General features: G+C 71.9%; 21 protein-coding genes, 2 pseudogenes and 1 riboswitch. Of the genes and pseudogenes, 10 read left to right on the top strand and 13 right to left on the bottom strand.

Translation table 11 applies throughout. The features are described 5' to 3' along the window. Positions 1–146: 146 nt before the first annotated feature. A complete protein-coding gene (locus tag ACWH4W_RS19355; RefSeq protein WP_473076969.1) occupies positions 147–2,042 on the bottom strand; it encodes an exo-alpha-sialidase in 1,896 nt (631 codons plus the stop codon). A 435-nt stretch (positions 2,043–2,477) separates the two neighbouring features. Between ACWH4W_RS19355 and ACWH4W_RS19350 the strand changes: the two are divergent. Next, positions 2,478–2,861 (top strand): annotated as a pseudogene (locus ACWH4W_RS19350) (tRNA (adenosine(37)-N6)-threonylcarbamoyltransferase complex transferase subunit TsaD); the annotation flags it as partial. Then, complete coding sequence (locus ACWH4W_RS19345; protein ID WP_473076968.1) at positions 2,861–3,433, top strand: GNAT family N-acetyltransferase; 573 nt, start codon at positions 2,861–2,863, stop codon at positions 3,431–3,433. The pseudogene ACWH4W_RS19350 and the gene ACWH4W_RS19345, both read left to right, overlap by 1 nt. A gap of 480 nt (positions 3,434–3,913) precedes the next feature. Here the strand turns inward: ACWH4W_RS19345 and ACWH4W_RS19340 are convergent, their stop codons facing one another. From ACWH4W_RS19340 to ACWH4W_RS19315, 6 genes and pseudogenes are all read right to left on the bottom strand, one after another. Beyond that, positions 3,914–4,294, bottom strand: a complete 381-nt coding sequence (locus ACWH4W_RS19340) for a hypothetical protein (RefSeq protein WP_473076967.1) — start codon at positions 4,292–4,294, stop codon at positions 3,914–3,916. 36 nt (positions 4,295–4,330) lie between these two features. After that, a complete protein-coding gene (locus ACWH4W_RS19335) occupies positions 4,331–4,735 on the bottom strand; it encodes a (2Fe-2S) ferredoxin domain-containing protein (protein ID WP_473076966.1) in 405 nt (134 codons plus the stop codon). A 62-nt stretch (positions 4,736–4,797) separates the two neighbouring features. Beyond that, positions 4,798–4,921: riboswitch (cobalamin riboswitch) on the bottom strand. A gap of 172 nt (positions 4,922–5,093) precedes the next feature. Further along, positions 5,094–5,528, bottom strand: a pseudogene (locus tag ACWH4W_RS19330) (ferric reductase-like transmembrane domain-containing protein); the annotation flags it as partial. Positions 5,529–5,684: 156 nt separating this feature from the next. Then, positions 5,685–6,407 carry a DJ-1/PfpI family protein gene (locus ACWH4W_RS19325; RefSeq protein ID WP_473076965.1) on the bottom strand — a complete coding sequence of 241 codons (723 nt, stop codon included), beginning with the start codon at positions 6,405–6,407 and terminating at the stop codon, positions 5,685–5,687. Then, the gene (locus ACWH4W_RS19320; RefSeq protein ID WP_473076964.1) at positions 6,404–6,604 is read right to left on the bottom strand and encodes a hypothetical protein; all 201 of its coding nucleotides are present in this window, start codon (positions 6,602–6,604) and stop codon (positions 6,404–6,406) included. Before ACWH4W_RS19320 ends, ACWH4W_RS19325 begins: the two co-directional genes overlap by 4 nt. 68 nt (positions 6,605–6,672) lie before the next feature. Further along, on the bottom strand, positions 6,673–7,020 hold the full coding sequence (locus ACWH4W_RS19315; protein WP_473076963.1) for a hypothetical protein: 348 nt from the start codon (positions 7,018–7,020) through the stop codon (positions 6,673–6,675). Here ACWH4W_RS19315 and ACWH4W_RS19310 point away from each other — a divergent pair. After that, the gene (locus tag ACWH4W_RS19310; RefSeq protein ID WP_473076962.1) at positions 6,998–7,279 is read left to right on the top strand and encodes a hypothetical protein; all 282 of its coding nucleotides are present in this window, start codon (positions 6,998–7,000) and stop codon (positions 7,277–7,279) included. The genes ACWH4W_RS19315 and ACWH4W_RS19310 overlap by 23 nt on opposite strands. Here ACWH4W_RS19310 and rpsN read toward each other — a convergent pair whose 3' ends face one another. Both rpsN and rpmB read right to left on the bottom strand, forming a co-directional pair. Next, a complete protein-coding gene (rpsN, locus tag ACWH4W_RS19305) occupies positions 7,280–7,585 on the bottom strand; it encodes a 30S ribosomal protein S14 (RefSeq protein ID WP_473076961.1) in 306 nt (101 codons plus the stop codon). Next, entirely contained in the window at positions 7,585–7,821 is a 237-nt protein-coding gene (rpmB, locus tag ACWH4W_RS19300) for a 50S ribosomal protein L28 (protein ID WP_473076960.1), read from the bottom strand. Before rpmB ends, rpsN begins: the two co-directional genes overlap by 1 nt. A 67-nt stretch (positions 7,822–7,888) precedes the next feature. Between rpmB and rpmG the strand changes: the two genes are divergently transcribed. The 7 genes from rpmG (at position 7,889) to ACWH4W_RS19265 (ending at position 11,534) form a co-directional block, all read left to right on the top strand. Next, positions 7,889–8,053 (top strand): 50S ribosomal protein L33, encoded by a 165-nt coding sequence (gene rpmG / locus ACWH4W_RS19295; RefSeq protein WP_129802794.1) that lies wholly within the window; start codon positions 7,889–7,891, stop codon positions 8,051–8,053. A gap of 44 nt (positions 8,054–8,097) precedes the next feature. After that, a complete protein-coding gene (locus tag ACWH4W_RS19290) occupies positions 8,098–8,352 on the top strand; it encodes a type B 50S ribosomal protein L31 (RefSeq protein WP_093766409.1) in 255 nt (84 codons plus the stop codon). Next, positions 8,352–9,506 carry a CobW family GTP-binding protein gene (locus tag ACWH4W_RS19285; RefSeq protein ID WP_473076959.1) on the top strand — a complete coding sequence of 385 codons (1,155 nt, stop codon included), beginning with the start codon at positions 8,352–8,354 and terminating at the stop codon, positions 9,504–9,506. The genes ACWH4W_RS19290 and ACWH4W_RS19285 overlap by 1 nt, the downstream gene beginning before the upstream one ends. Positions 9,507–9,542: 36 nt before the next feature. Beyond that, positions 9,543–9,779, top strand: a complete 237-nt coding sequence (rpsR, locus tag ACWH4W_RS19280) for a 30S ribosomal protein S18 (RefSeq protein ID WP_473076958.1) — start codon at positions 9,543–9,545, stop codon at positions 9,777–9,779. Between the two features lie 108 nt (positions 9,780–9,887). Then, complete coding sequence (locus tag ACWH4W_RS19275) at positions 9,888–10,022, top strand: hypothetical protein (protein WP_473076957.1); 135 nt, start codon at positions 9,888–9,890, stop codon at positions 10,020–10,022. Between the two features lie 606 nt (positions 10,023–10,628). Then, positions 10,629–10,919, top strand: a complete 291-nt coding sequence (locus ACWH4W_RS19270; protein WP_473076956.1) for a hypothetical protein — start codon at positions 10,629–10,631, stop codon at positions 10,917–10,919. 54 nt (positions 10,920–10,973) lie between these two features. Continuing rightward, a complete protein-coding gene (locus ACWH4W_RS19265; protein ID WP_473076955.1) occupies positions 10,974–11,534 on the top strand; it encodes a GNAT family N-acetyltransferase in 561 nt (186 codons plus the stop codon). A gap of 61 nt (positions 11,535–11,595) precedes the next feature. Here ACWH4W_RS19265 and ACWH4W_RS19260 read toward each other — a convergent pair whose 3' ends face one another. From ACWH4W_RS19260 to ACWH4W_RS19245, 4 genes are all read right to left on the bottom strand, one after another. Continuing rightward, positions 11,596–12,396, bottom strand: coding sequence for a class I SAM-dependent methyltransferase (locus tag ACWH4W_RS19260; RefSeq protein ID WP_473077549.1), 801 nt, complete (start codon positions 12,394–12,396; stop codon positions 11,596–11,598). Between the two features lie 80 nt (positions 12,397–12,476). Then, complete coding sequence (locus ACWH4W_RS19255; RefSeq protein WP_473076954.1) at positions 12,477–13,700, bottom strand: aminotransferase class V-fold PLP-dependent enzyme; 1,224 nt, start codon at positions 13,698–13,700, stop codon at positions 12,477–12,479. Beyond that, positions 13,697–15,034 carry a pyridoxal-phosphate dependent enzyme gene (locus tag ACWH4W_RS19250; RefSeq protein ID WP_473076953.1) on the bottom strand — a complete coding sequence of 446 codons (1,338 nt, stop codon included), beginning with the start codon at positions 15,032–15,034 and terminating at the stop codon, positions 13,697–13,699. Before ACWH4W_RS19250 ends, ACWH4W_RS19255 begins: the two co-directional genes overlap by 4 nt. Continuing rightward, a complete protein-coding gene (locus tag ACWH4W_RS19245) occupies positions 15,031–16,527 on the bottom strand; it encodes a Y4yA family PLP-dependent enzyme (protein WP_473076952.1) in 1,497 nt (498 codons plus the stop codon). The genes ACWH4W_RS19250 and ACWH4W_RS19245 overlap by 4 nt, the downstream gene beginning before the upstream one ends. Positions 16,528–16,643: the final 116 nt, after the last annotated feature.

Here is a 16,643-nt window from a genome sequence, read left to right as displayed (position 1 = left end):
TAGCTGTGGGGCGTGGTGTGCGACGCGTCGGGTCAGGCGTTGGTGGGCCGGACGGCGCGGGTGCGCCAGGAGCCTGCTCCGTGCGCCCGAGCACTGCTGCCGCGGCCGGTGTCACCGGCCGCGGCAGCAGTGCTCCTGTGAAGGTCTCAGCCCAGTTCGACGCGCTGGCCGGTGTGCTCGACCTCGGTGACCGTGCTGCCGGACGTGGAGGTCCATGTCGTGCGCGGGGTGAAGTGGCCCGCGTCCAGGTCGGCCTGCGTGAGGACGTGGTACGGGAAGGCACAGGTGTACGAGGCGTCCCCGGCCAGGCCACGCCAGCGGCAGTTGCGACTGGCGGTCGCCGGGTCGAGGTCCTTGAGGTTGCCGGTCGGCACGACCGTCGTGGACGCGTCCGAGAGGTTGGTGACGGCGTAGGTGAAGACCAGCCTGTCGCCGACCTCGTAACCGTCCGTCTGCGGGTTGGTGAGCGTGCCGCCGGTGACGCGGATGCGGCCCGGGGTCAGCTCGTGCGCCGTCTTGCGCACCCTGACGTTGATGACGCTCTTCGAGGTGTTGCCCTGTGCGTCGGTGAGCGTGGCGGTCACGGGGTACGTGCCTCCGCTCGCGGTCGCCGGGACGGTGAAGTCGGCCGTCACTGCCTTGGTGGCACCGGGCTGGAGCACGCCCGGGGCCGGTGCGCTGTACGTCCAGCCGGCCGGACCGGTGAGAGCGAGACTCGTCACGTCGAGCTCCGAGTCCGCCTGGTTGTGCACCGTGAGCTGGACCGGCTGCGTGGTGCCGCGCTCGACCGAAGCGTCGGTGGCGGTGACGTGCGCGGGGAGGCCGTTCAGCCAGGCCAGGTTGAAGCGGGCGAAGCGGATGCCGTTGCCGGGCTCGTAGAGCAGGCCGATGTTGCCGTCGGGGAGGGTCGCCAGCGTCGAGTAGGACATTCCGCCGGGCTGGAAGACGCGGCTGACCGGCCAGGTCTCGCCGTCGTCGAAGCTCATCCGGATGGTGCCGTTCGCGCGCTGGCTGGTGGAGCCGGCGTTGGAGAACAGCAGCACCTTTGCCTGGGCGGACCCTTCCGGCGCGTTCGGGTAGGCGCGGATGACGGAGGCGTTGTTCGTCGGGTCCGGCAGTTCACGGTCGACGGTGACGGCGCCGTACGTGACGCCACCGTCCTCGGAGATCGCGACCTTGCGGTAGCCCGAGCCGTGCGAGTCACGCGAGTTGAGCATGACGCGGCCGTCGGAGAGCTCCACGGTCTTGTTCTCGTCCATGCCGGTGCCGACGGCCTGTCCGGCCTTCCAGGTCTGGCCGTGGTCGTCGGAGTAGACGGACACGGCCTGGTAGGCGCCGGCCGCGTTGATGATCGTGAACTGCTGGATCATGCGTCCCGCGTGCTCGCCGTACTTGAGCTGGATGCCCTGTCCGGCGGCCGCGAACCGGGAACGCCAGCCGGCGTCGGGGGTGATGTCCGCGGTGATGACCTTGTGCTGCCAGGTGACGCCCTCGTCGCGGGAGACGCTGACCTCGGCGTGCAGCACGTTCCGGTTGGTGGGGTCGACGCCCGCGACGGAGTTCCCGAAACCCCTGTCGAAGGACTTCACGTGGAAGTTGAAGATGTCGCCGGTGTGACGGTCGACGATGTAGCTCGGGTCCGAGTAACCCTCGACGGGCGACTGGACCTTGCCCTGGTGGACGTAGGTCTGCGCGCCCCAGGTCACGCCGCCGTCGGTGGAGCGGCGCTGGAGGATCGAGTTGGGGGCGGGGGCGTCACCAGCGGTCGGCCGGCCGTCGTACGAGGCCAGGATGTCGCCCTCGTTGGTGACGGTGAGGGCGGGGATGCGGTAGTTGGGAAAGCCACCCTGGCCGTTGGTCGCGAGCTGCTGCTCCGAATAGAACGGCGTGCCGGTCTGCGGCGGCTTGGCGTCGTAGTCCGGTGCGACCGCCGTGGTGTCGGCGAAGGCCGTCGGTGCGGCCGTCGCCAGGAGGGCGGCGGCGGCCGTCCCGGCCAGGCCCGCTCTCCACCGGGTCCGACCGTGCGAGGAAGAAGAGGACATGAGGCTCCTTGCGTTCAGGGTGGTGCAGGTCACCCGCCTGACGCCGCGGAGCATATGACGTCTGATGTCCTGTGGGAAGAATGCAGACGTGCACAAGTTCGACGGACTCGGGGGTTTCCCGCGCCGCACTCCGTCAGCGGCTTCAGCCGCCGACCGGCCCCCGGTCGTGGCTCCGAGACCCTCCGGACTTTCGCCGCGGTGGTCCATGGCAGCCGGGCGGGGGCACTGCTGCGCACCTCGGCATCAGGCGCGGCGTCGAAGGAGTCATGGCCGCGCCCTCCGGGGGCGGCCCTGTGCGCGGAGCCGGTTCGGCACACATCGTCGGAGATCTTATTGCACACTACTTGCAACAACTTATTAATGGCAGAAAGGTCGGTCATGAGGTCTGCGATGGCGCCGGGCGTCGAGTCGTCCTGCGACAAGACGGGAGCGGGCCTGGTCCGGGACCCGATCACGCACCTCGGGGACACGCTGGACGACGCGGTCGCGGAGTGCTTCGACAAGTCGGCACGGGTCTTCGGGCTGCCGCATCCGGACGGTCCGGCCGTCGAGGCGGTCACCGCCCGCCCCGAGCACGGCGTGGACACCCTGGCCGTGGTCGGCGGTGTCGCCGCGAACTCGCGGGTACGGTCGCCGACCGAGGAGCACCGTCTGGCGGCGGGCGCCGGACTGCGGATGCCGCCGCTGCGGCGGTGCACCGACAACGGCGCGATGACCGCCCCCGTCGGCGACCTTCTCGTACGGGCGGGCACCGCACCGGCACCGCTGGAGTACGCCGCACTGCATCCCGTCGTCATGGGGAAGGCGGTGGCCGCCTGATGACCACCGACATCCGTGTGCACCGGGACGCCGGGATACTCACGCACACCGAGTCACTGCGTTCGGTGTACGTCGACGCCTTCTGCGCCCCGCCCTGGCACGAGGACGAGGCGCAGGCAACCGAGTTCGTCTCCCGGCTGCCGGCGAACGTACGGCGTGCCGGGTTCACCGCCGCGACCGCCGTGCGCGACGGGGAGATCGTCGGCTTCGCCACCGCGTGGACCACTCCGGCCCCCTTCCCCACCGACCGTTGCTATCCCCAGGCGTCCGCCGGCCTCGGCAACGACCGCACCGCCGACTGGCTGTGCGGAGCCCGGGAGATCGACGAACTCGCCGTCCGGCACGCCGCCCGCGGCACCGGCCTCGCCACCCGCCTCCTCGAAGCGGTGACCGCGGACGCGCCCGAGGGGCGGGCATGGCTGCTCACCTCGGTCCGGAACGGGCGGGCCATGGCCTTCTACCGCCGCCACGGCTGGACGGAGGCCACCCACCCCTCCCCCGACGGCAAGGGCATCGTCGTCTTCCTCGGCCCGCGCCACCCCGCCCGTTCCCTCGCCCCGCTCCCCCCGTGAGCCTTCGGAGCCCCGCCTTGCGCACCGCTGAAATCCGCCGCCATTGCCTCGACATCGTCACCGAGCGCGCCACAACGTGGTCCTCAGCACCCCACTGCGAACCCCTGCCCCGCCCCTGCCGTTCGTCGCGCACTGGCCCAAGGCGGCGGGGTCCTGGCACCGGTCGGGGCGCGTGACACGGGTCACCGCCCGGATCACGGACGTCCGCGTTCCTGACGGGCCGACTGCCCGCAGCAGCTGGTTCGCCCCGTCCTCCCCCATAGCCCGAAAGGCATGGGGGGACCCCCACGGCGGGGTGTCGCAGGAGGGAACCCGGGAATCCCGGACTGCCCCGCAGTGGTGAGCGGGAACGGCCGCCGTCACACGCGCCGGGCCCGAGGTACCGGGCCCGGGAAGCGACGGCCAGTGCCGGATTGCCGTCCAGCAGACGCGGGGCGACCTTGACGCGCAGGCCGCCGGCCAGTGCCGACAGGTGACGTGTCACCTGCTGGTACAGGGCGCGGGCGGGGCCGTCGTCGAGCCGGCCGGGCGGGGAACCCGGAGGGCCGGCCCGTCGTCGGTCCGCTGCAGTCCCTCCAGGTCGGGGACGATTCCGTGCAGGGCGACGCGGGCCAGGGCCGGTGACCAGAGGCGGGCGGCGTGTCCGAGCTGGGCGGTGGAGACGTCGACGCGCGGTTCCGGAGTACGGTGCCAGCGTGCGACGGCTTCGGCGAGGTCGGTGAAACCCGCCGCATAGGAGCGGGCGATCGGATGCTGGCCGTCGTCCCGTCCACCGACCTGCAGGGCGAAGAAACCGCCAAGGCCCGCCACGTCGTGCGGGGCGGCGGTGACGGACGCGGTCGAGGCACGGGCTGCGCGCACGGTTCCCGTCCTCCCTCCAGCTCTCCGTCCGTACGGTCAGGAGGCCGTACGCCGTCGCGGCGGCGTGATGGCGTACAGGTCGAGGATGTCCGGCCGGGGCGCCACCCCGGGACCGCCTGCGCGGGTCCACGCGACGATGTCCTCGGTCGCGTCCGGGTCGTTGACCAGCCCCAGCCAGACGGGGCGGGCGCCTGCGGCCCGGCCCTCCGCGGAGGGCTGGACGACGATGACGTTGGCGTGTTCGCAGACGCCGAGGCAGTCGGAGACGCGTACCGGTGCCGCGGCACGCAGGCGTTCGGTCTGGGCCGCGTGGTCGACGCCGGTCACTTTGGGGCTGCCGCAGCAGCAGTCGCGGCACACGACGACGCGGCACGGCACGGGGCCGGTGACCGTCGCGGTCCTCTTGTCGTCCGTCGTCGGTCCGGTCGGCGTTGCGGGCATGCGGTGCCGTCCCTCTCTCCGGGGAGATCCGCCCCGGTGGTCCGTCGAGGAGGCGACCGCGTGAGTCTCCTGGCTCTCGGGTCGATGCTCGTCCCGGCCTTCCCACCCGTTGCCGGGCAGTGGCCTGTCGGGAATCGCTCGCCGATCACAGTGGCGGGACCGCGCCGGATTCACACCGGCTTCCTCGTTCCGCCGTCGCCCTGTCGCCGGTCATCCTCCCATCCCGGGACACCGTCCCGCCCGCCCGGTGCCGGCAGTCAGTCCGTCTCCTGGGCGTGGGGGGCCGTCGCGGCCGGGTGGGCCGGGCGGTCCCGTCCGCCGTCGCGGCCGGACACCACCACGACGACCAGCCCGATGACAACGGCCCCGCGAACATCAGCGCGTGCGCGAACATCAGCGCCATGGCCGTCAGGCTCGTGGTGCGGTGCCAGCGCTCCAGCACCTGCCGGGAGACCGGCAACCGGGCGGGGCGCGGTCCCGACAGCAGCAGACCGAGCATGACCGTGCCCCACGCCCACAGCAGCCCCGACCACCCGAACGCCTGGCTGAGCAGATACATCCAGTAGGTGCCGGGATCGTCCATGAACGGCATCACCGCGACCGTGTCCGACGCACCCGACTCCATGCGCGCCCACAGGAGGGCGAACACGAGCACGGTCACCACCACCGCCGCGGTGGCGTCGGGCAGGGCGGAGCGCAGATCACCGCGCAGAGCCACGCGGTCACCGGAAGGCCGTCGCCGTCCGGACGGGGGCACCGCCCTTTCTTCCTCCGGCCTCGTGTCCGACGTCATCAGAAGCCTCCCGGACACGAACTGCCGAGGCGATATCCGGACGGAACCGCCACGAGGGCTGCTTGATCCACCCTGTCGAAAAGGCTTCTCGAACCGCCGAGCCGAGGGGGGTCGATGTGAGAAGGAGGCATCGGAGGAGCCCGTTCACCAACTGCTTCACGCGGTCCACACCGTGCCGCGTGCCTCGTACTCGAGCATCTCCTCCAGACCGACCGCGGCATCCGCTCCGAGTTCGCGGCACACCAGCCACAGGGCGAGGTCCAGCCCGGAGGTGACCCCGCCGGCGGTGACCAGGTCGCCGTCGTCGACCACGCGGGCCTTCTTCAGCACACCGCCCTGCCGCTCCAGGTCGGCCCGCGCCCGGTGATGCGTGGTGCAGGGGCGCCCCGCAGTCAGCCCGGCGGCGGCGAGCAGCATCACGCCGGTGCACAGCGCGCTGACGGTCAGGCCCGGGCGGGTCGCGGCGGCCAGGGCCCGTGGCAGTGAGCCCCGCCGGATCTCGGCCCACACGCCGGGATCCTCGCGGCGCGCGTAGCCGCCGCCGGGAACCACCAGGACGTCCGCCTGCTCGGGGGCCCACCCGTGGTCGACCCGTAGTCGGGTGCCGTAGGACGCCCTGACGGTACGCGGACCGCCGAGCGTCACGTAGCGGGTCTCCACTTCCCGGTCGGTGAAGTGGCCGGAGGCGGAGAACACCTCGTACGGGGCGGAGAAGTCGAGTTCCTCCACGCCGTCGAACATGACCACGTGGACGCGCAGGGGCCGGTCACGTCCGGGGGCCTCGGGCTCGGCGGCGTCGGCCCGGGTCACGGCGCCCCCGGCCATCAGTGTCGCGGTCCCGAGAGCGGTGGTGGCGTGCAGGAGGGTCCGGCGGTTCATGTCGGTCGGTACTCCGTTTCTCGGTCGGCCAGGGACAGGGGGACGGGTTCGTCCGCCAGGCAGGAAGGAGCCGAGTCGTACGGGAGGGCACGGCGCACGGCGCGGGCGTGCTCGCGTCCGTGCAGGTGGCCGACGGCTTCGGCGACGAGCAGGACGTCGTCCGCGCCGCCCCGCAGTCCGGAGGAGGTGGTGAACACCTCTCACGGGCCGGTGAAGTCGAGTTCCTGCGCCGAGTCGAACAGCAGGATTCCGTACGTGGTCATGGTCAGTTGCCCCAGCGTGCGGCGTCGGCCATGGTCTCCATGCGGGTCCTGTGCGGCGGCACGGACCTCTCTCGCAGGAGTTCGGACGCGAGGGTGAAGGGCGGGGCCTTCTCCGGGCGGTTGCGGGCCTGAGCGGTGATCTCGTCGGTGAGGGTGGTGGCCATGGACAGCCGCGGGTAGTCGGCGTGGATCGCGGCACCGGTGACGTCGTCCACGCAATCGGTGTCCAGGCCGAAGTCCATGCCGGTGCCCTGGTGCACCAGGGCGCACAGGGTGCCGCGGCGCTCGGCGATGCCCGGTGTCGTGTCGGCCTCGGCCGCCACCTCGATGAACCGCTCCGGCCTGGGCACCGCCGGCCCCGGTTTCTTCGGCACTCAGGAACAGCACGCCACCCTCACCAGTCCGCCCGAGGACCTGGCGGCGCAGTTGTCGCTCCCCCACCAGCAGATGGTGTCCGCCGTCGCCGCGCAACGGCTCCCCCGGGCCGAGGGTTACCGGCTCAATCTCCTGCGCCTGCCCCGACATCCGCAGGCACGCTCCGTGGCCGGTTCCGGCCGTGACTCCGCCGAGGCACGGCCGGAACCGGGGCCCGTCGCGCGAGCGGCGTGACTACCAGGAGGACTTGGTGACCCCGGGCAGGAAGCCGGCGTGGGCCTGCTCACGCACGCGGACGCGCGACAGGCCGAACTTCCGGAGGTGACCGCGCGGCCGCCCGTCCACGCTGTCCCGGTTGCGCACTCGGGTAGCGCTCGCGTTGCGGGGCTGGCGCCGCAGTTCTTCCAGTGCGGCCCGGCGCTCGGCGTCGGTGGAGGACGGCCGGCGGATGATCTCCTTCAGCTCCGCACGGCGGGCCGCGTACCGCTCGACGGTCGCCTTGCGCTTCTCGTTCTGCGCGATCTTGCTCTTCTTGGCCATCAGACCTTCCCCCCTCGGGCGCGGATGCGGGCCACGGCGGCCTCGATGCCGATGCTGTCGACGGTCTTGATCGCCTTCGCGCTGAGCGTCAGCCGGACGTACCGCCCCTCGCTGGGGAGCCAGTAGCGCTTGCGCTGGATGTTGGGGTCGAAGCGGCGCGAGGTGCGCCGGTGCGAGTGGGAGATGGTGTTGCCGAAGCCCGGCCGGGCGCCGGTCAGTTGGCAGTGGGCGGACAAGGTCGTACCTGCCTCTCGTCGGACGGCTAGTTTTTGGTAATGGGAATCATTTCCATATACTACCCTCATGGCACGCAACGAGGTACGCCCGATCATCAAGCTCCGCTCCACGGCGGGAACCGGCTACACGTACGTCACCCGCAAGAACCGCCGCAACGACCCCGACCGCATGGTGCTGCGCAAGTACGACCCGATCGCCCGACGGCACGTCGACTTCCGCGAGGAACGCTGACCTCCCGCCGCTCCGCCACCGGCCCCCGAACTCGAGGACGCCCCATGAAGCCCGGAATCCACCCCGCTTACGGCCCCGTCGTCTTCCGCGACCGTGCCGCGAACTACGCTTTCCTCACCCGCTCCACCATGACCAGTGACAAGACGATCGAGTGGGAGGACGGCAACACCTACCCGGTGGTCGACGTCGAGATCTCGCACGTCAGCCACCCCTTCTACACGGGGACCGCCCGGGTCCTGGACACCGCCGGGCGGGTCGAGCGCTTCGAGCGCCGGTACGGCCGACGCGGAGCCAACTGATGCGGGACGAGACCGGACTCCCCGTCGTCATCGTCGCCGGGCTCCACTCCGAGGCACGCCGCGAGGTCGTGGAGCACCTCCTGCGCCTGGTGCCCGACAGCGTCGCCCTCCATCACGACCTGTCCACAGCGGCCGACGGCACCGTTCTGCGTCAGGTGCGCGATGCTTCGGGCGAGCTGTCCCGAGACGAGGCCCCGTTGGTCAACGACTGCGCGTGCTGTGCGCTGCGCGAGGACCTGGTCCCCGAGCTGGAACGGCTCGCCGACGCCGGCCTCACCCGGCTCGCCGTCGTCGAACTGTGGGACTCCGTCGAACCCAAGGGAATGGCCGAGGTCGTCGTCCGGCACGGCGCCGACGCGGTCCGGCTCACCAACGTGATCACGGCGGTGGACCCGGCTCTCGTCCTCCCCTGTCTCGGCAACGGCGACGACCTGGCCGAGGCGGGCCTCGCGGCCGCGGCCGGCGACCAGCGCACGGTCGGCGACACCTGGGCCAGGCAAGTGGAGTACGCCCCCGTCCTCGCCGTCGTGGACAGCGAGGACGCCGGCGAGGAAGACCGGGCGCTCCTCACCCAACTCCACCCCGTCGCCCGTCAGGTGAGCGCCGACTCCCCGGAGCTCGCCCGGCTGGCCTTCGCCGGCTTCGACGCCGAAGCGGCCGCCGCAGCCCAGCACCCGGCCTGCGCCCTGCTCCCCCAGGAAGCCGACGAGGCAGGCGTCACCACCTTCGTCTGGCGTCGGCACCGCCCGTTCCATCCCGAACGCCTCTACCAGGCACTGGAGGACCTCTGCTGCGCCGCGGCCCGCAGCCGCGGACGGTTCTGGCTCGCCGACCGCCCCGACACCCTGCTCGCATGGGACGCCGCGGGCGGAGCGCTGTGCGTGGAGAGCGCCGGCCCATGGCTCGCCTCCCTGCCGGACGCCGCCTGGGAGATGGTCCCGCCCGTACGCCGAGCGGCCGCCGCACTGGACTGGCACCCCGAACACGGGGACCGCTGCCAGCACCTCGTCTTCACCTCACCCGGTCTGGACCGTGACGGACTCGCGCGGGTGCTGGATTCCTGCCTGCTCACCGACGCCGAGTACGCCGCAGGCCCCGAAGCGTGGAGACGACTCCCGGCCGCGTTCGACTCTCTGCTCGACCCCGTTGCGTAGCACGGGCCCCATCCGCCCCACCGCAGAAGGAGCACCATGGCCCCCCGTCAAGGCCCCCGCAAGCCGCTGAAGTCCCGTCCCAACCCGCTGGACGCGGCCGGGATCACCTACATCGACTACAAGGACACCGATCTGCTGCGGAAGTTCGTCTCCGACCGCGGCAAGATCCGCAGCCGCCGCGTCACCCGCGTCACGGCCCAGCAGCAACGACAGATCGCCACGGCGATCAAGAACGCCCGTGAGATGGCGCTCCTTCCGTACTCGAGCCGGTGAGAAGCGACCGCTCACCCCCTGCGCAAGTCCTTCCGCAGGAAATTCGAAAGCGCACAGAACGCACCCCCAGGAGCAGGGGTGCGTTCTGCATTTCCGGGAGGGGTGTCCTTGAAACAGTCAGTGGTCGTCCCCGTGGCCCTCGTGAGCCGCGTGGCGGTGGCCGTCGTGCACGTAGTCCATGTGGTCACCCTGGGGGGCCGCCACGTGGCCGCAGCCCTCTCCGTGCGCATGGTCGTGCCCTGAACGCGGCTGATGTCGCAGGGATGTCACCACTTCACTCATCCCCGTGGATTCAGACCACCGCATGTTCGCGACGGCAGCTTCCAGCATCCTTCCTGTTGACCCCGCACTCCCTGAACCGCTCAGGGCAGGCCGACGTCGTGCGGGACAGGACCGAGGAACGCCTCCATCGCCCGCGGCCCGCCGACGGGCACCCTCACTACCTCGTCTGCCGCGACTGCGGCTCCAGCACGGCGGTCGACGCGGACCCCGTGGAACGCTGGGCGGACAACCTGGCCGGGACCGTGGGGTTCACCGAGGCGGAGGCCGCTCCGGCACCACGCCCGTGTCTCGCTAAGCCGCTCCGTGCGGGCGCCGCGTGGCAGTCGCCCGCACCTTCCCGTGGGCGGTGCGTTCGGGTGATCGTGCGGTGAGGCCGAGTGGTGCGAGCACCGGGAATCACGCGTTGGCGCGAGGCGGGCTCAGCGATGCCGTACGCCTTATCGCGCGGACGGTCGTGCATGTCGTCCTCGGCGGATCCGCACTCGTCACGTCGTCACGATCACCGGTCCCCTCGGCCCCGCACTCGCGCTCGGCCTCTGCACTCCGCCCGTCGCTGCCCGGTGGACGGTGTTCACCGCCTCCGTCGTCCAGGGCATCCCGTTCCTCCTGCTCGGCGCGCTGGTCTCAGCGGCCGTCGGTGCCTTCGTGCCCGAGCGCGCCTTCACCCGGCTGTTGCCGCGCAGCCAAGCCCTCGCCGTGCCCGTCGCGGGCGCCCCCGGAGACCGGCACTGGGTGACCGTGACGGGGACGTGGCGTCCCGAGGGCGACCTGGGCTCCCCCTCGGCCTGGCCCCCGGTGCTGGACGCCACCACCCTCGAACGGGTCGCGGAGCCGTCGGACCCGTACGAGGAACGCTGAGGGGGGCAGCGGACGGCGCACTCGGAATCGCGTGCGCCTGGCAGGCTACCGGGTATGACAGCGCCTGAGGTGTCACCCGCTCCCGTGATCGCACAACTCAGCCGGCCTCGTGACGCCACCGCAGCCGTCCGGCGGGACCTCACCGCGTGCTGGACGGCAGTCGTCAACGCCGGAGGGGCCGTCGTCCCCATGGACTGCCCGCTCCCGCCGGTGACCGAGGCGGCGCTCCGGCCGGCGGTCGGGAGAATCACCCGTGGACTGTCCCCCGAGCACAGCAGGCTCCTCCTGGCGACCGTGGACGGCGCGCTCGCGGGCTGGCTGCTGCTTCGCCGCGAGCCGCATCCTCTCGTGGCGCACTGCGGCGTGGTGAACCACGTCCAGACGCATGTGCGCTTCCGTGGCAGGGGTATCGGAATCGCACTGGTGCGGCACGCCCAGCGCGTGGGGCGTGCCGAGATGGGACTGGAACGGCTGCAGCTCGCCGTACGGTCCGGTCTGGGGCTGGAGGAGTTCTACCGCAAGGCGGGCTGGACGGAGGTCGGCAGGTGGCCGGGCGCGCTGCGGGTGGCGCCCGGTGACGACCGGGACGAGATCCTGATGAGTCTGGCTCTGTGAAATGCCTTGGCCTCCCCGTTCTCCGCAACGGGGTCCCCAGCGGCTTTCTCCGCTGCCGGCCTCAGGTCCTGCCGGGAGCGGGGAGTCCGCGCGCGTCGCCCATGATCGCCACCAGGACGGTGCTGTCGCCGAACTGCCAGACCGGCGCCACGTGGGCGAAGCCGGCCCGGCGCAGCAGTTCGGCGTGGCGGCTCACCGTGACCTGCTCGTCGCCTCCGCACCCGGCCCGGGCCGCCAGGCGCCGACTGCGTTCGTCGAGCAGATCGGCCAGTTCGGGGTCCCGGGCCGCGGCGTCCCACCAGGACCGCCAGTCCTCCTGTGCGCGGCCGCCCGTGCGCTCGGCCCTGCGCCGGCCCACATGGGCGGTGAGGCCCGCGCACGGCGCCGCGTCCGGCGGGAAGTGGTCTCCGTTGACGAGGACGCCGCCGGGGCGGAGCAGGGACGCGAGGGAGCGGTAGGTGCGCAGCAGCGCCGGCTCGGGCAGGTAGTGCAGTGCGGTCGTCGAGAGGGCGGCGTCCAGGGGGCGTTCCAGTGCGAGGGCCTCGGTCCAGCCCTCCTCACCGATGACCGTGTCGACGTAGCGGGCGGCGTCGGCGTGGTGCGTCCGTCCCAGCTCCAGCAGCAGGGGGTCCATGTCGGCGGCGACGATCTCCGCGTGCGGGAAACGGGCGGCGAGCCTGGCGGCCAGAGAGCCGGGACCGCACCCCAGGTCGAGCAGGAGGGGGCGGGCGCGGTCTGCGGTGACGTGCTCGACGACGTCCGCGATCACGGTGAAGCGCTCCTCGCGGTCCACCGCGTACCGCTCCTGCTGCCGTTCCCAGCGCTCCACCCACGCCCCGGCCGTCCCCATGCTCACGCCCATCGCCCGCGCCACCTCGTCCGTCTCTCGTCCATCCGTGGGCACGGACGAATCTACAGGTGGAAACGGTTATCAGTTGCCATTCACGTCAACGACTCGAGGACGGACAGCAGGCGGTCGATCTCCTCGGCCGTGTTGTAGGCGTGCAGGCTCACCCGTACGGATCCGTCCCGCTCGTCGGTGCCGGCCTGGCAGAGGCTGTCGGCGCGCACCATGAATCCGTGGCTGAAGAGGATGAACCCGAGGTCGTCGGACGGGATGTCGCGGTGGCGGAAGGTGACGATGCCGTGGCGACGCTGGGCCGCGGGCAGGGGGGAGTCGGCGGCCAGGCTCACCGGGCAGCCGAGGACCTCGTACGGGCCGAGTCGTCCGAGCCGGTCGGTCAGCCGGGTGGTGAGCGTGGTCGTCCAGCGCGCGATCCGCTCGACGCCGGCCGCGTCGAGCCAGTCGAGCGCGGCCCGCAGCGACACGATGCCCACCGTGTTGGGCGTGCCCCGCCAGCCGCCCGGACGGAACACGGGTCCCCGCGCGTTGCGCGCCCAGACCGCTCCTGATCCGGGCAGGGCCATCGCCTTGTGCCCGGAGAAGACCACGAAATCCACGTCCAGCGACGGATCGCCGAGGTGGACGGGCAGGTGACCGACACTCTGTGCCGCGTCCAGGCAGATCGGCACGTCCGGGCCCACCGCCTCGCGAAGGCGGTGCACGTTCATGTCACCGCCGTAGACATGGTGGACATGGGTGGCGGCCACGAAGCGGGTCCGCGGGCCGATGGCCTCGGCCAGGGCCCGGTGGTCGTAGTCGCCGGAGACCGCCTGGTACGGCAGCGCCCGTACGCGGACCTCGACTCCGCGCTCGGCCAGCAGCCGGCGGGCCTCGAGCCAGGGGTCGAGGTTGGCCCGGTGGTCGGCGTGCGGCACGAGGATCTCGTCCCCGTCCCTGAGGTACGGCACGAGCCAGTCACGGGCGACGGAACGCAGACCCTCGGTGGTGCCGCTGGTGAAGTGGACGCCCGAGCGGCCCGGTTCGGGGTCGTGGAGGAACTCCTTGACCCGTTCCCGGGTCGCCTCCACCAGCTCCGTGGTCCGGTTGGCCCAGGGGTAGGTGCCGCGGCCGGCGTTGGCGTTCGACGTCGTGAGGTACGTCTGGACAGCCTCCAGTACGGCACGTGGCTTCTGTGACGTGGCCGCGCTGTCGAGGTACGCCAGCTCCGGATGGGCGGTGACGATGGGGAACTGTTCTCTCACCTCCCGCTGCCAGAGCGGGCCCTCGGGCTCCGCCCCGGGAAGCGGGTGCGCCGCGCTCACTCGCGCACCAGCGGTGCGCCCGCGTCCCGCCAGGCGACGATCCCGCCGGCCAGGCTGCGGACGTCCGGGTGGCCCATCCGGGTCAGCGCGGCGGCGAAGCGCAGTGACTTCTCGCCCACGGGACAGGCCAGCAGCACGGGAGTGCGCTTGCTGAAGGGGAGCCCCCCGCGCAGCAGGTCCTCGAACACCTCGTCGACGATGTTGACCGAGCCCTCGATGTGCAGGGCGGCATAGGCGTGTGGACTGCGCAGGTCGACGACGAGTGGCCGGGGGTCACCCTCGGCGGACCAGCGACGGGCGTCGTCCACCCCGATGACGCGGGCCTCCGCACGGGCCTCGACGTCGGTGACGGCCGTCGCGGAGTGCCCGCGGTCGGTCCGGCCCAGGAGCTGGGGGCGTCGCTGACGCACATAGCTGAGGTAGCTCTCGGCCCGGTCGCACACGATGAACACCGCCGTCCGGCGCTGCCCCGTCCCGTCCAGCTCGGCGTCCGCGTACCGCAGCTGCCGCACCGCCCCCTGGTAGGCGGCGCCGCCGGTCGGTCCGCTCAGCAGTCCGCAGCGGCGGATCAGGGTGAGCATCCCGTCGATGGCCTCGTCGGAGGTGACCGACTCGATGGTGTCGTACGTCGCCGGGTCGAACAGGCCCACCTGGTGGACCTCGTCGATGGTGCGGATGCCCGGTATGAAGTCCGACTTGTGGGCGACCAGGCCGAGCACCCGTACGCGCGGGTCGTGCTCGCGCAGGACCCTGGCGACACCGGTCGACGAACCGGCCGTGCCCACGCAGGCGACGAACCAGTCCGGCACCCGGCCGTCCAGGTCCTTCACTATCTCGGGACCGGTGCCCTCCGCGTGGGCCTCGACGTTGCGCGGGTTGAAGTACTGGTCGGTGTGCAGGTACGTGCTCCCCGGGTCGGACAGCGCCCGGTGGAAGTGCGTCAGCGGGTCGTCCGTGTCGGTCGGGTCGAGGCACTCGCTGCGCCCGGGAAGTTCCTCGATCTCGGCGCCGATGAGCAGCAGGAGTTCCTTGATCTCGGGCACGCGCATGCGGTTGGTGACGCTCTTGAACCTCGCTCCGTGCATGCCGGCCAGCAGGGCCAGTGCCTTGGCGGTGTTGCCGCTGGAGAGCTCCACGACCGTCCCGTCGCGGCCGGTGGCAGCCTCCAGGTGGGGACGGGCCATGTGCCAGGCGGGCCGGTCCTTGACGGACCCGAACGGATTGAGCATCTCCAGCTTGGCGTAGAGATCGATGTTGCGCAGACCGTGCACGGCGGGGTCGATGCGCACCAGCGGTGTGTTGCCGATGGCTTCCGTGATGCTGTCGTACCTCATCCGGGTGTTCCCCCCAAAGGTGTGATCGGCCAGTAGTCCTCGTCCGGGCACCAGTGCCAGGAGTCACCCCGCCGCTCCACCGCCACCGTCCGCGCGACGGGCTGGCGCTGCGCGTGATGGGCGTGGAAGTCCATGGCGTATCCGGCGGTGTTGGCGAAGGCCAGCAGATCCCCCGCCCGCGGCAGCCGGGGCAGGAAGACCAGGCGGCGGGTGATGAGATCACCTTCCAGGCACAGATTGCCGGTGAGGTAGACGCCGACCGGCTCCCCGTCGCCCGGCGCCGCTCCGCCACGCGGCAGCAGGACGGGGTCCACCAGGACCCCGTGCTCCTCCAGGCTCATGTCACCCGCGTTCATCGCGAGGTGCACCAGGTACCGCCCGGTGTCCGTGTCCGCGGGCCGTACGTCCAGCACGCGGGCGAGCGACAGTCCGCACTGGTCGACCAGGGAACGGCCGGGTTCGACGTACAGGTCGTGGAGGTGCTCCAGCAGGAGGGTGGCGGGCGGACGGCCCAGCACCGGCGCGGGCAGGGAGAGAAGCTCGTCGAGGTAACCGGGTCCGGCGGTGGGGCGGTACGCGGGGTACAGGGCGGCGGCACCGCGCACCGTGCCGCCCTCGTTGCGCAGCCCGTATCCGTGACCGCGCCAGGTCAACGGCGGACGGACGCCGAGCACCGCCTCGGTCAGCGCGGTGGTCCACCGCTCCCACTCCTCCGCCTCGGCGACGTAGCCGACACCGAATCCGCCCCCGATGTCGAGGGCGCGCGGCGCCAGTCCCCGCGCCCGGCATTCGTCCATGAACAGCACGCACTGCTCCAGCGCCCGCGCCTTCTCCTCCACGCCCGTGGTGTCGAGGTGATAGGCGGCGCCGGCGAACTCCACGGCGTCGGTGCTGCGTTCGAGCGCCGACAGCAGCCCTTCCGTGTCCCGGATCGGAGTGCCGAAGCGGCTGCGCCGGGAGAGCAGCCGGGTGCCCGCTCCCCCGTGGCCGGTGGCGTGCTCGAACCCCGACAGGCGTACCAGCACGGCGACGCGGCCGAGCCCGTGCGCGCGCACCAGTGCGGAGAGACGTTCCAGTTCCCCGGGCGAGTCCAGGTTGACCGTGGCTCCGACGCGCGCGGCCAGCCAGAGGAACGCGGCGTCCTTGGGGCCGGTGGCCATGATGCGGTCGCCGGTGAACCCACACCCCAGTGCGTGCCTCAGCTCCTCCGTGGAGGCGACGTCGACGCCGACGGCGGCCGGGTCCTCCGCCGCCAGTCGCCGCAGCAGGGCGCTGGACCGGTTCGCCTTGTGCGCGAAGTACACCCGCCCGGTGAGATGGTGGCGGCGGTAGACGGCACGGAAGCGGGCGGCGTTCTCGGCCACGGCCTCGGGGAGCAGCACGTTGAGCGGCGACCCCAGCGCGTCGACGAGCGCGTGCAGGAAGGGCCGGTCCGTCAGCAGTGCGGCGAGCGGCGGCTCCACTCTGGGCCTCAGATACAAGGGTACGTCCACGTGAGACCCCTCCCCGTGCCGGCCGACCGCCGACGCGACGATCGTTCGGGAGTAGTCGTTTCCAGGTACACCCGCCTCTAAGCGTCATTGGTCCGGTTCCCGGGGTGGTGTCCCGT

It is taken from the genome of Streptomyces sp. DSM 120436 (genome assembly GCF_055778765.1).
This window is presented reverse-complemented; position numbering and strand designations above follow the sequence as displayed.

Coding starts and splice junctions, on each gene's coding strand:
- ACWH4W_RS19355 (WP_473076969.1), bottom strand. CDS start 2,042: ATGTCCTCTTCTTCCTCGCACGGTCGGACCCGGTGGAGAGCGGGCCTG.
- ACWH4W_RS19345 (WP_473076968.1), top strand. CDS start 2,861: ATGACCACCGACATCCGTGTGCACCGGGACGCCGGGATACTCACGCAC.
- ACWH4W_RS19335 (WP_473076966.1), bottom strand. CDS start 4,735: ATGCCCGCAACGCCGACCGGACCGACGACGGACGACAAGAGGACCGCG.
- ACWH4W_RS19325 (WP_473076965.1), bottom strand. CDS start 6,407: ATGAACCGCCGGACCCTCCTGCACGCCACCACCGCTCTCGGGACCGCG.
- ACWH4W_RS19310 (WP_473076962.1), top strand. CDS start 6,998: ATGAACCGCTCCGGCCTGGGCACCGCCGGCCCCGGTTTCTTCGGCACT.
- rpsN (WP_473076961.1), bottom strand. CDS start 7,585: ATGGCCAAGAAGAGCAAGATCGCGCAGAACGAGAAGCGCAAGGCGACC.
- rpmG (WP_129802794.1), top strand. CDS start 7,889: ATGGCACGCAACGAGGTACGCCCGATCATCAAGCTCCGCTCCACGGCG.
- ACWH4W_RS19290 (WP_093766409.1), top strand. CDS start 8,098: ATGAAGCCCGGAATCCACCCCGCTTACGGCCCCGTCGTCTTCCGCGAC.
- ACWH4W_RS19285 (WP_473076959.1), top strand. CDS start 8,352: ATGCGGGACGAGACCGGACTCCCCGTCGTCATCGTCGCCGGGCTCCAC.
- rpsR (WP_473076958.1), top strand. CDS start 9,543: ATGGCCCCCCGTCAAGGCCCCCGCAAGCCGCTGAAGTCCCGTCCCAAC.
- ACWH4W_RS19265 (WP_473076955.1), top strand. CDS start 10,974: ATGACAGCGCCTGAGGTGTCACCCGCTCCCGTGATCGCACAACTCAGC.
- ACWH4W_RS19260 (WP_473077549.1), bottom strand. CDS start 12,396: ATGGGCGTGAGCATGGGGACGGCCGGGGCGTGGGTGGAGCGCTGGGAA.
- ACWH4W_RS19250 (WP_473076953.1), bottom strand. CDS start 15,034: ATGAGGTACGACAGCATCACGGAAGCCATCGGCAACACACCGCTGGTG.